The sequence below is a fragment of the Mycobacterium sp. genome (genome assembly GCF_032159765.1).
GTDB lineage: Bacteria > Actinomycetota > Actinomycetes > Mycobacteriales > Mycobacteriaceae > Mycobacterium.
The window spans coordinates 45,498-57,125 of the sequence record NZ_JAVHWM010000144.1; the positions used below are offsets into that span (position 1 = coordinate 45,498).

At 65.1% G+C, this 11,628-nt stretch carries 12 protein-coding genes; 7 read left to right on the forward strand and 5 right to left on the reverse strand.

Annotation, left to right across the window (positions count from 1 at the left end):
- The first annotated feature begins 5 nt into the window (after nt 1-5).
- Together QOH60_RS17375 and QOH60_RS17380 are read left to right on the forward strand one after the other, a co-directional pair.
- The gene (locus tag QOH60_RS17375; RefSeq protein ID WP_526422571.1) at nt 6-515 is read left to right on the forward strand and encodes an isoprenylcysteine carboxyl methyltransferase family protein; all 510 of its coding nucleotides are present in this window, start codon (nt 6-8) and stop codon (nt 513-515) included.
- Complete coding sequence (locus QOH60_RS17380; RefSeq protein WP_526422573.1) at nt 512-1,528, forward strand: NAD(P)/FAD-dependent oxidoreductase; 1,017 nt, start codon at nt 512-514, stop codon at nt 1,526-1,528. Before QOH60_RS17375 ends, QOH60_RS17380 begins: the two co-directional genes overlap by 4 nt.
- 3 nt (nt 1,529-1,531) lie before the next feature.
- Here the strand turns inward: QOH60_RS17380 and QOH60_RS17385 are convergent, their stop codons facing one another.
- The 3 genes from QOH60_RS17385 to QOH60_RS17395 are packed head-to-tail and all read right to left on the reverse strand — an operon-like array spanning nt 1,532 to nt 6,413.
- Entirely contained in the window at nt 1,532-2,761 is a 1,230-nt protein-coding gene (locus tag QOH60_RS17385) for an alpha-hydroxy acid oxidase (RefSeq protein WP_526422690.1), read from the reverse strand.
- Between the two features lie 14 nt (nt 2,762-2,775).
- On the reverse strand, nt 2,776-4,176 hold the full coding sequence (locus QOH60_RS17390) for a mechanosensitive ion channel domain-containing protein (protein ID WP_526422575.1): 1,401 nt from the start codon (nt 4,174-4,176) through the stop codon (nt 2,776-2,778).
- Nucleotides 4,173-6,413 (reverse strand): adenylate/guanylate cyclase domain-containing protein, encoded by a 2,241-nt coding sequence (locus tag QOH60_RS17395; protein WP_526422577.1) that lies wholly within the window; start codon nt 6,411-6,413, stop codon nt 4,173-4,175. The genes QOH60_RS17390 and QOH60_RS17395 overlap by 4 nt, the downstream gene beginning before the upstream one ends.
- Before the next feature lie 78 nt (nt 6,414-6,491).
- Here QOH60_RS17395 and QOH60_RS17400 point away from each other — a divergent pair, with 78 nt between their 5' ends.
- Both QOH60_RS17400 and QOH60_RS17405 read left to right on the forward strand, forming a co-directional pair.
- Nucleotides 6,492-8,096: an acetolactate synthase large subunit gene (locus tag QOH60_RS17400; RefSeq protein WP_526422579.1), complete on the forward strand. Its 1,605-nt coding sequence runs from the start codon at nt 6,492-6,494 to the stop codon at nt 8,094-8,096.
- A gap of 4 nt (nt 8,097-8,100) precedes the next feature.
- Nucleotides 8,101-8,538, forward strand: coding sequence for a DUF1810 domain-containing protein (locus tag QOH60_RS17405; protein ID WP_526422581.1), 438 nt, complete (start codon nt 8,101-8,103; stop codon nt 8,536-8,538).
- On the opposite strand, the gene QOH60_RS17410 is transcribed toward QOH60_RS17405, so the two are convergent.
- A complete protein-coding gene (locus QOH60_RS17410) occupies nt 8,515-9,792 on the reverse strand; it encodes an alpha-amylase family glycosyl hydrolase (protein ID WP_526422583.1) in 1,278 nt (425 codons plus the stop codon). The genes QOH60_RS17405 and QOH60_RS17410 overlap by 24 nt on opposite strands.
- A gap of 134 nt (nt 9,793-9,926) precedes the next feature.
- On the opposite strand from QOH60_RS17410, the gene QOH60_RS17415 reads away from it, so the two are divergent.
- Both QOH60_RS17415 and QOH60_RS17420 read left to right on the forward strand, forming a co-directional pair.
- On the forward strand, nt 9,927-10,550 hold the full coding sequence (locus QOH60_RS17415; RefSeq protein WP_526422585.1) for a PaaI family thioesterase: 624 nt from the start codon (nt 9,927-9,929) through the stop codon (nt 10,548-10,550).
- Entirely contained in the window at nt 10,538-10,795 is a 258-nt protein-coding gene (locus QOH60_RS17420; protein ID WP_526422587.1) for a hypothetical protein, read from the forward strand. Before QOH60_RS17415 ends, QOH60_RS17420 begins: the two co-directional genes overlap by 13 nt.
- Nucleotides 10,796-10,811: 16 nt before the next feature.
- Here QOH60_RS17420 and QOH60_RS17425 read toward each other — a convergent pair whose 3' ends face one another.
- Entirely contained in the window at nt 10,812-11,027 is a 216-nt protein-coding gene (locus QOH60_RS17425) for a (2Fe-2S)-binding protein (RefSeq protein WP_526422589.1), read from the reverse strand.
- Nucleotides 11,028-11,128: 101 nt separating this feature from the next.
- Between QOH60_RS17425 and bfr the strand changes: the two genes are divergently transcribed.
- Nucleotides 11,129-11,617: a bacterioferritin gene (bfr, locus tag QOH60_RS17430; protein WP_526422591.1), complete on the forward strand. Its 489-nt coding sequence runs from the start codon at nt 11,129-11,131 to the stop codon at nt 11,615-11,617.
- Nucleotides 11,618-11,628 lie beyond the last annotated feature (11 nt).

Below are 11,628 nucleotides of genomic sequence, written 5' to 3' on the forward strand. Positions count from 1 at the left end.
CCGCGATGGTCTGGTACGTACTGCTCATCGCCGCGGTCGCGGCGGAGCGCCTCGTCGAGCTGGTGGTCTCGAAACGAAACCTCAAGTGGAGCTTCGCTCGTGGCGGCAAGGAATTCGGCGCCGCCCACTATCCGGCGATGGTGGCTCTCCACACCGGCCTGCTCGCCGGGTGCCTGGCGGAGGCGATCGGGCTGCATCGGCCTTTCCTGCCGATGCTCGGCTGGCCGATGTTCGTCCTCGTGCTTGCGGCGCAGGGGCTGCGATGGTGGTGCATCGCGACCCTGGGCCGGCAGTGGAACACGCGCGTCGTTGTCATACCCGACGCGACCCGGATCACCTCGGGCCCGTACCGCGTTCTGCCCCACCCGAATTACGTCGCCGTGGTCGTTGAGGGCGTGGCGCTGCCGCTGGTGCACACCGCCTGGATCACCGCGCTGGTGTTTACGGCGGCCAACGCCGCGCTGCTGCACACACGGGTGAAGACAGAGAACGCGGCGCTCGCCGGGCTGCGATGATCGACCTGCTGATTGCCGGTGGAGGGCCGGCCGGCCTGGCCACTGCGTTGTACGCCGCGAAAGCCGGACTCGACGTGGTGGTGGTGGAACGCCGCGTCGGGCCGATCGACAAAGCATGCGGCGAGGGCCTGATGCCGCATGCCGTCGCGCGGCTCGATCGCCTCGGAGTCTCAGTGCACGGCAAGGCGTTTCGCGGCATCAGCTACCTGGACGGCACGCGTTGTGTCAGCGCACCGTTCCGCACCGGGGCCGGTCTCGGCGTGCGCAGGACCTCGTTGCATGCGGCGCTGCTGGACGCGGTGAACAAGGCTGGCGTGCGAGTGGTGCACGGCGAGGTGGGCGAGATCGGCCAGGACGCGGATTCGGTTCGCTGTGGCGAGTTTCGTGCGCGCTACCTTGCCGCCGCCGACGGCCTGCACTCGCCAATCCGAGCGGCCCTGGGCCTCGCTGGAACACCAAGCCGGGTGCGCCGCTGGGGAATTCGTCGTCACATCCAGATTGCACCCTGGAGTGACAATGTGGAGGTGTACTGGTCGGTCGACGCCGAAGCTTACGTGACGCCAGTGGCCGACGACTGCGTCGGCATCGCCGTTTTGACCTCGCGTCGAGGCAGATTCGATCAGCACCTCGACGCGTTCCCCGCGCTGCGCGATCGGATGCAAGACCTGCCGCACGACCACGACCGCGCGGCAGGCCCGCTACGTCAGAAGGCACGACGCCGCACGGCGGGACGCGTCATGTTGGTCGGCGATGCAGCGGGATACGTCGACGCACTGACCGGCGAGGGCCTCGGCATCGCGTTCAGCGCCGCCGAGCTTCTGGTGGACTGCGTCGCCTCGGACCGTCCCGCCGACTATGACCACCGGTGGCGCCGCATGACCCGCCGCTACCGCCTGCTCACGGCAGCGGTGTTGCACGCCAGCACGATTCCGCCGGTGCGCTCGCGCATTGTGCCCGCGGCATCGCGTTTGCCCAACCTCTTTAGTCAGCTGGTCAACCGCCTCGCCGAGTAACCGTCACTCGCGCGGCACGAGGCGCCGCAGCTGCGTCACATGCCGCGGCGAGAGCTCTTCCAGGCACGTCACGCCCAGCAGCTTCATGGTGCGGGCGACCTGGCCCGACAGGATCTCGATGGCCCGGTCGACGCCGGCCCGGCCGCCTGCCATCAGCCCGTACAGGTACGCACGCCCGACCAGGGTGAACCGCGCACCGAGTGCGACCGCGGCGACGACGTCGGCGCCGGACATGATGCCGGTGTCCAGCAGGATCTCGACGTCGCCGCCCACCTCCGACACGACCTGGGGGAGGAGATGGAAGGGCACCGGGGCCCGATCAAGTTGGCGGCCACCGTGATTGGACAGCAGGATTCCATCGACGCCGAGATCGGCCACGCGGCGCGCGTCGTCGACGTTCTGGATTCCTTTCACCACGAATTTTCCCGGCCATTGCGACTTCACCCAGGTGAGGTCCTCGAAGGTGATCGTCGGATCGAACATCGTGTCCAGCAGATCGGCGACAGTGCCCGGCCAGCGGTCGAAGCTGGCGAACGACAGAGGCTCTGTGGTCAGCAGGTCTATCCACCAGCGCGGCCGCCACGCCGCGTCGAGAACGGTTTTCGCCGTCAGCGTCGGCGGAATCGTCATGCCGTTGCGGGTGTCGCGCAACCGGGCTCCGGCCACCGGCACGTCGACCGTGGCAAGGAGTGTGTCGTACCCAGCGCGCGCCGCGCGTTCCACCAGCGCCATCGACTTGTCCCGGTCGCGCCACATGTAGAGCTGAAACCAGTTCCGCCCCTGCGGGTTAGCCGCAGCAACGTCCTCGATGGAGGTCGTCCCCATCGTCGACAGCGAAAACGGAATGCCCGCATGCCCTGCCGCGGTGGCGCCTGCGATCTCACCCTCGGTCTGCATCATCCGGGTGAATCCGGTGGGCGCGATACCGAACGGTAGCGCTACCTGTGCGCCGAGCACGTTCCACCCCGTGCGCACCTCCGACACATCTTGCAAGATCTCTGGATGAAACTCGATGTCGCGGAACGCCTGCCGGGCCCGTTCCAACGAGATCTCGGCTTCGGCGGCACCGTCGGTGTAGTCGAACGCGGCCTTCGGTGTGCGGCGCCGCGCGATCTTCTGCAGATCCTCGATCGTCAGCGCGGCGGACAGCCGCCGTTTGGCTGCGTCGAATTCGGGTCTCTTGAACCGGATCAGTGGCGCGAGATCCCGCGGTTTGGGCACGCGTCGCTTCATCGGTCCGCTCACCACTACTCGCTCGCGGCCAGCGTCCGAATCACACGGCCACGTCGTTCTTCGATGAGCCGGCCAAACTCTTGGAGCAGCAACGGCTTTTGCTGCAGCACACCTCCGATGTGCTCGCGGCCGATCTGCACCACGGTGACCTCCCCGAGCGCCTGAGTGTTGGCGATGACCGGCTGCCGGGTCAACGCCGTCTGCCCCAGGAACGAGCCCGCATTGAGTGTCGCCAGCGCCACCGGCGAGCCATCGTGACTCGGCACGGTCACCCGCACACGCCCTTTCACGATGAAGCTCATCTGCGCGGGCACATCGCCGACGTACTCGATGATCTCGTCGGCGCCGTACCTCACCACTGTCGCATGCGGCATCAGCTGCTCCTGATCGGCTGAACTCAGCCGCAGCGAGGGTGCCACCACGGTGCGCAGCGCATCCTCGACGGCGTCGGGAGTGCTGAAGTCGTCCTCGGCTTCGTCGAGGTGCAGCCCGTCGCGCCGCGAGGCATACCAGATCCATCGCAGGAACATCGCTTTGGCGTCTCCGTCGTCGCCGGGAGTCCGCAGTGGGATGCTGGTCCGGTATTCAAGGCCCCCCAGCGGCACCGATTTGGCTTGAGCTCCGGGTCGGAGGAAGGGAAGTCCGTCCGCCGCCCGAGAAAGCATGGCGCACACCCGGTCCGGCGGATCATTGATCGCAAAAGTGGTCGTGACCTTCAACTTGTAGGTCCCAGGGGGGCGGCTCAAGTTGGTGAACGAGGCGACCGCAAGGACCGCGTTCGGCGTGATCTGCAATCCGCTGCCGGTGTCGATATGAACTGCACGCCAATTGACTTCGATGACCCGCCCCCGTGCGGCAGAGGTTTGCACCCAGTCGCCGAGGCGGAATGGCTGCTCGAAGAGCATGAGTAATCCGGAGATGATCTGCCCCACGGAATTCTGCAACGTCAAGCCGATGACGATCGAGGTCACGCCCAACGCGGTGAACAGACCTCCGATGTGCGCGCCCCAGATGTACGAGAAGATGATTCCCAGGCCGACGGCAATCAGGACGAAGCGTGCGACGTCGACGAAGATCGTCGGCATGCGTTTGCGCCACGTCCCCTCGGGGGCCGCTTGGAACAACGCGGCGTTGACACCCGACAGCAACAGCACCAGCACCACGAAACCGAATAGTGTCGCCACCAGCTTGACCGGTGTATCTCCGGTGGGGATCCGAGTCGCGTTGACGAGCAGAAGAAGCAGCGCCCCCAGCGGCAGAAGATAATTACGCAATAGACCGACGGGCCTGGCCAGTCCGCTCTTCTTCCGGATCAGTGCGTTCTGCCATTCGGTGAGAACGACGAGACCGACGGGCAGCCCGATTGCGACGCCGACGGCCCAGTAGAACCACGGGGAGTTGAGGACGTTGGTCATTCTTCGCGCTCCCTGACCTGCCAGACGGTTTGCTCGGAGCCGTCCACGGTGATCGTGCCCGCCGGAGTGAATTCCCTAGTGTCGCCGATTGTCTCGTAGACCTGCTGGGTGACGTAGATTCCGGGCTGAGACGAGCCGCTTTGAATCTGGTACGCGAGATTGACTGCTGCGCCCCACATGTCGTAGAGGATCGAGGACTGGCCCACCAGCCCGCTGCTGACTCGTCCGGTGTCGATGCCGGCGCGCAAGCTCAGGCGATGGCCGGTTTCACCGTTGAACCGGTCGATGATGCGCTGCGTCTCCAGCGCGAAATCCACTGTCCGCCTGACATTGTCCAGGTGCGGGACGTTCAGCCCACAGCTGGCCAGGTAACCGTTGTGCACCGTGCGCACGCGTTCTACGCCCAGGTCTTCTGCGGCGGCGTCCATTTGACGGGCGAGCTCGTTGATGATCGACAAAGCCTCATCTGAGCTCAGTTCGGCCTGCAGCTCGTCCAAGCCGACGATGTCGGCGAAGATCACGCTGACGTCCTGGTGGTCTTGGGCGATGATCGCTTCGCCCTGCCGGTAACGCTCGACCACCCGCTCCGGCATCAGCGACAACAGCAACCGGTCGTTCTCCCGGCGCTGCTCGTTGAGCAGCTCCTCCTTGACGGCGAGATTGCGGCTCATTTCGTTGAAGGCCCTTGTCAGGTCGCCTATTTCGTCCCGTGTTTCCACCGGGATCTTGACTTCGTAGTCACCGGCACTGATATTCCGAGCACCCGCCTCGAGTCTGCGGATGGGTCGCACGAACACTTGGGCCGCGAACGTCGCAAGCAAGCAGACAACGAAAATGACTCCGACAGTGGACAACACCATGATTCTGGCGAACTCGGACTCACGCGCGAAGGCCTCCGAAGTGTCGATCTTGGCCACGATCGACCAATGCAGGCTGGTTCCTTGGATGTCAACGGGCGCATACGCCTGCAAGGTCTCCTGGCCGAGATAGTCGCGGGCGACCATGGTGCCCGACTGCCCACGTTGGGCGGCACGCGTGGCATCGCTCGATACAGGCTGAATCAGCGTGGTGCTGCCCAACCGGATCGCCGCATCGGCAACGTCGGGATGCGTTCCCGCCTGTACGACATCGCGCTTGTATTGGTCCGGGTTTTCAAGGAACAACCTGGAGTCAGACCGCATGAGGTCGTCGGGGCCGGCGAGGTAGGCCTCGCCGGTCTCACCCATGCCAGACTTGGCCCACTGCTTGTCGAAGGTCATCAGCCGGTTGATCTTCGTGATCGGGAATTGCAGTGCCATCACACCGTCGGTGTGACCGTCGACCCCGACCGGGGAAACCATCCAGGCCGTCGGTTGGCCTTCAGCAGGCTGGTAGATCTCGAAGTCGGTCATGGCGACGAAGTCGTCGGAATTCGATGCCATGGCTTTGTCGTAGGCGCCGCGCAGCAGCGAACCGCTGTACGGTCCGGTCAGGATGTTGGTGCCGAGATCCACGTCTTTGTAGGCGGTGTAGACGACATTTCCCTGAGTATCCAGGAGCAGGACGTCCTGAAATTCGAATCGGTTCACGATCTGCCGGAAGAAGTCTTGATACTTCTCGTTCGCCGCCGACCACGCGCTTCCGTCGCGCGCATCGTCCATCGTCAGAGCGAAATCGTCGTCTCTTCGCTGCGCGGTATAGTTCGCCTGCAGGTACCTCTGCGCGTTCGATTTCGGTAGCACTGCGTTCAGATCCGGCTTGATGTCGCTGTACTTCTCGACTTCCTTGATGAAGGTGTTGTTATAGAAGTCGACGATGGCCTGCTGCTGCTCCGGACCGATCGACGCGCTGGCGAGTTGGTCGAAGCCCGCGATGAAGGCCTGCAGGGCGGGCACAGCGACAGCCCCGTGGGAATAGACGATCAGCGAATTCTTCAGGTCGTTGATTTCACTCGCGAGCGTCCTCGACTGTGATTCGCGTTCCTCGGTCAACCGATTGAAGACCTGTGCCCGCATGGCTTCGCGGCCGGCGTGGTAGGCGATGAACATCACGACCGCGGCCGCAATGATCGTGCACAGCACCATCATCACGACCAACTTGGACTGGATGGACACCCGCGACAGCAGCCTGCGGGGCCGTAGCCGGCTCAACCGGCGCTGTTCCTCGCCAGCCGATTCTTCGGTGTCCGGCCCCCCGGTGGCCCGTTTCTCGGTCGGCGATTCGGTCACCGCGGCGTCGTCGTCAGACGATGACGGCATCAGTTTCCTTCCGCTGGCGGCGCGGCGCTTCCGCAGCAGACTAACTTGAAAACCAATCGCCGATATGGAGGACAGGCTGTGAATGGCGCCCGGGTCTTGCTCGACACACTGGTCGGCCGCGGAATCGACGTGTGCTTCGCCAACCCAGGCACGTCGGAAATGCATTTCGTCGCGGCCCTGGACGCTGTGCCAGAAATGCGCGGTGTGCTGACCTTGTTCGAAGGCGTCGCCACGGGAGCCGCCGACGGTTACGCCCGCATCGCGGGCAAACCCGCGGCCGTGTTGCTACACCTGGGGCCAGGGCTGGGGAACGGACTGGCCAACTTGCACAACGCCAGACGCGCACGCGTGCCGGTGATCGTCGTCGTCGGCGACCACGCGACGTATCACAAGCGCTACGACGCTCCGTTGGAGTCCGACATCGATTCGTTGGCACACACGGTGTCCGGCTGGGTACGGCGCAGCGGCGCCGTCGAGGACGTCGCGGGCGACACCCTCGAAGCGGTGACCGCCGCGACCGCGCCCCCGGGCCGGGTGGCCACGCTGATCCTGCCCGCCGACGTGTCGTGGACCGACGGCGCCGAACCAGCCTCTGCGGAACGCCAGGCGCACGCTCCAACGAACCCGCCCTTCGACGCGGCAGCATTGCGTGCCGCGGGGAAGGCATTGGCCGAAGGCTCGCCCGACTCTTGCTCTTCGCGCGAGCGCTCATCGACCATCTTGTTCCTTGGCGGCGACGCCACAGGCGAAGCGGGCCTGATCGCGGCGTCGCGTATCGCGGCGGCGACCGGATGCGGATTGCTGTGCGAGACCTTTCCCACCAGGCTGACCCGAGGCGCCGGCCTGCCTGCGATCGACCGGCTGGGCTACCTCGCGGAGGCCGCCACGGCGCAGCTCGACGGCGTCAAGCATCTGATCCTCGCCGGTGCCCGCTCGCCCGTGTCGTTCTTCGCCTATCCCGGCAAGCCGAGCGATCTCGTCCCGGCGGGTTGCGACGTTCACGTACTCGCCGAATCCGGACAGGCAACCGGTGCGCTGACCGCCCTCGCCGAGGAGATTGCCGCGGATGCGCAACCAGTCCTGGCAGCGGCAGCCAGGCCCGCTCTGCCCACCGGCGCGCTGACGGGCATGAGCGTCGCGGAGGCAGTCGGCGCGCTGCTGCCCGAGGACGCGATCGTGGTCGACGAATCCAACACCGCCGGCATGACGTTGCCTGCCGCGACGGCCGGGTCGCCTCGACATGACTGGCTCACGTTGACCGGCGGTGCGATCGGGTACGGCTTGCCCGCTGCCGTGGGCGCCGCGACCGCCGCACCGGGCCGCAAGGTGCTGTGCCTGCAAGCCGACGGCTCGGCCATGTACACCGTGTCCGCGCTCTGGACCATGGCCCGTGAGCAGCTCGACGTGACCACCGTGATTTACAACAACGGTGCGTACGACATCCTGCGAATGGAACTGGGCCGGGTCGGCGCGCAGGAAGACGGCAGCGCACCCGGCAAGAGGGCCGAGGCCCTGCTCGACCTCGACCCGCCCCGGATGGATTTCGTCGCGCTCGCCGGCGGTATGGGCGTGCCCGCCCGCCGTGCAACCAGCGCCGAGGAATTCGTCGCTGCCCTCTCCGACGCGCTGGCATCCCCGGGCCCGCATCTCATCGACGCGATGATCCCCTCGCTGTTTAGGTGAGAACGTGTCGGATCCATTCGATCTTCAGCGGTTCGTAGGCGCGCAGGCGCCCGTGTACGACACCGTTCTGCGTGAGTTGCGCGCCGGGTTCAAACAAAGTCACTGGATGTGGTTCATTTTCCCGCAACTCAAGGCGCTGGGCCGCAGCTCGACGGCGGTGTACTTCGGGATTTCGGCTCTCGCCGAAGCCCAGGCATACCTCGCCCACGCCCTGCTGGGCCCCCGCTTGCGCGAGTGCGCGCGGATCGTCACCGGGATCGACGGCTTGTCGGTCAACGATATCTTCGGATCGCCCGACGATCTCAAACTCCGGTCCTCGATGACTCTGTTCGCGCACGCGGCGACCGATGACGCCGACTTCGTTGGGGTGCTGGACAAGTTCTATTCCGGCGAGCAGGACCCTGCGACGCTTTCCCTGTTAGCTCAACGGCCGCAAAATTAGCCAGCCGTGAGGCGCGACTGCCGCCTCGTCGACCTCCGCCTGTGCAGGTGCAGAGTCGCCGCCGAGCACGTGCGCTGACCGAAACCCCAAGTCGCGCATGCTTACCGGCAATGGCTCGTCGTCGACGTTCAACGCGACGAGCAGCGACTCGTCGCCCGCCCGGGTGGAGTACACGTAACGGCGGTTGTCCAGCAGCAGCGACGTCGTCGTCGCCCGGTGCAGCCACGGGTGACGGCGCCGCAGCCCGATCAGGAACTGGTGCAGACGGAACACATCCTCGGCGGCGGGATCCACACGCGCCGGTTCCGGAGGGAATTCCGGCCGCACAGCGTCGTCGCCGCCGAATCGATCCTCTTTCACTGCGCGATAACCGTATTCGTCGCCGGCGTAGATACTCGGAATGCCGCCGGTGGTCATCAAAACCACGACGGCGTGGGGCAGATGTCGCGGGTCGGTCAATGTGCTCGCGATGCGCGTGACATCGTGGTTGCCCACAAACGTCAGCGGAGCGAAGACCTCGAGAAAGTCGTTCTGGCGCTGCAACGCCCAGTCGAGCTCGTGAAAGTTGCCGTCGTTCAGGGCACTCCAGATGGCCTTCCACAGCTCGTACTGTGTGACCGAGTCGAAACCGGCGTCGCGCACCCGCGCGGAGTAGTCGCCGTGAATGACCTCGCCGACGAACCAAGCGTCCGGATGCGTTTCGCGGACAGCGGGGATGACCGCCGACCAGAACCAATCCGGCATCGCATAGGCCGCGTCCAACCGCCATCCGTCGGCACCGCGGCTCAGCCAGTGGCGCATCACATCTGAGACGTAACCGACCACCTCCGGGTCTCGATGGTTGAGGGTGATCAGCTCGCCGTGTCCCTCAAACGTGTGAAAGCCGTTGCGGCCGTTGCGAAACCACGATGGATGAGAAAAGTCTTGACCGACGTGGTTGAACACGCCGTCCAGAAGGACGCGCAGACCGCGCCGGCGCGCCTCGGCGATGAGGAAATCGAAGTCGGCGTCATCGCCGAGCCGCGGATCAATGCGGTAGTGGTCGGTGGTGTCGTAACCGTGGGTGCGCGAAGCGAAAATCGGCCCCAGCGCGATGCCGGAAGCGCCCAGCTCGATGGCGTGATCGAACCACCCGGGAATGCGGCGCAGTCGGTGCTCATCGGGCGGGGGAGGTGGGTCGGCGGGGTACGCGCCGACAAAACCCAGCGGGTAGATCTGCCACCAGATCGCGTGCTCTACCCATGCAAGCGACACGGGTGCGCAGTTTACGCACCCAGCCGTCACCACCACCGCGAGCGTGCGAGTCTGCAGGCGACACGCCGCTTCTAGACGGGAGTCTGCGCACGCTCGGCTTGTCCGAGCGAGCAATGACATGTTCTAGTGCAGGAATGCTGGAGTTCACCCGAGAAGACCTGTCAGCGGCCGAAATGGACCGGCTACGACGGATCTACGAACCGCTGACGAAGTCGGTGCGCGCGTTGATCGACGCGACCATCAGAACCGAGATGGACGAAGCCACCGTGTCGGAAGTGACCGCGCAGATCGACGCCGCCACCACACAGTTACGCACCAGACAGCTGGATGGCCCCTACGGCGTGAGGTACACCTACGAAGGCACCGGCATGGCGTGGGGCAATCCGGTGATCGGGGTCCGTAACCCAATCGCCCCGCCGGTCGACCTCCAGTTCGGCGATCCAGGCAAGGTCTGGGCGGATTTCCACCTCGGCGCCGCGTACGAGGGACCACCGGGGCACGTCCACGGCGGCGTGTGCGCTTTAGTGCTCGACCATGTGCTCGGCGAGGTCGCAAGCGGCGGCCTGACCCGGCCTGCGTTCACGGGCACGATCAGTTGCCGGTACCTTCGCGCGACGCGGCTCGGCGATCTGCACACCGAAGCCACCATCGAGCGGATCGACGGGGTCAAGACGTTCGCGGTCGGACATCTCGCTGACGAGGAGGGCATCACCGTGGAGGCCGAGGGAGTGTTCATCATCCCGAAATGGGCTCGCTGAACGACGCGGAGGTTTCCATGGAGCCCGACATGGACGTGGTGCGTCAGGTCCGCAAGGCCGTCAACGACATTCGCGCCACGGTCCGACTACTCAGTGCCACAGGGCATTCCGGCGACGCCGCAACAATCGCGCGCAAAGCTAGCTATCAGCTCGACTGCCTCACGGAGATGCTCGACCTGCCTCCGCAGCGCCGCCAGCCGTGGTCCTACTTCCAGCCGCGCATTGCCGAAGAGTTCGGGGAATGACGGAAGTGATTGCTGTTCAATGGCTTTCAGCGAGCTCCAGCCGCTCGTCGAGTGCGCGATCCGGGTCCTCGCCATTGGTCGCAGCGATGATCGCGCGCACCGTGCGCCTGCAGCGCCCGCAGTCCGACCCCGCACCGCATGCTCTGGCGACCTCGTTGCACGTCCGCGCGCCGCATGCCACCACGTCAGCCACCATGTGGCTCGTCGCGCCGGTGCACAGACACACAAACATGGCTTAAGCCAACAGGTTAGGCTAACCTCTGTCAAGAAGACGGAGGACACCCGCGCCGAGAATGCGCCGCGGGGTGTTTGTGTGCACTAGATTTGTCTTCCATGCAAGGTGACCCCGACGTTCTGAAGTTGCTCAACGAGCAGCTGACCAGCGAGCTGACCGCGATCAATCAGTACTTCCTGCACTCCAAGATGCAGGACAACTGGGGCTTCACCGAACTCGCCAAACGCACGCGGGAAGAATCGATCGAGGAGATGCACCACGCCGAGTGGGTCACCGATCGCATCCTCATTCTCGATGGCCTGCCCAACTATCAGCGGCTGTTTTCGCTGCGGGTGGGGCAGTCATTGCGTGAACAGTTCGAGAGCGACCTCGCGGTCGAATACGAAGTGAAGGCACGCCTGGCACCGGGAATCATCATGTGCCGCGAGAAGCAGGACTCCACGAGCGCAATCCTGCTCGAGAAGATTCTCGACGACGAAGAAAAGCACATCGACTGGCTCGAGACCCAACTGCAGCTGATGGACAAGCTCGGCGAGCCGCTCTACGCCGCTCAGTGCGTTTCGCGACCGCCCGGCGCGATCGGATAGCAATTAGCCGG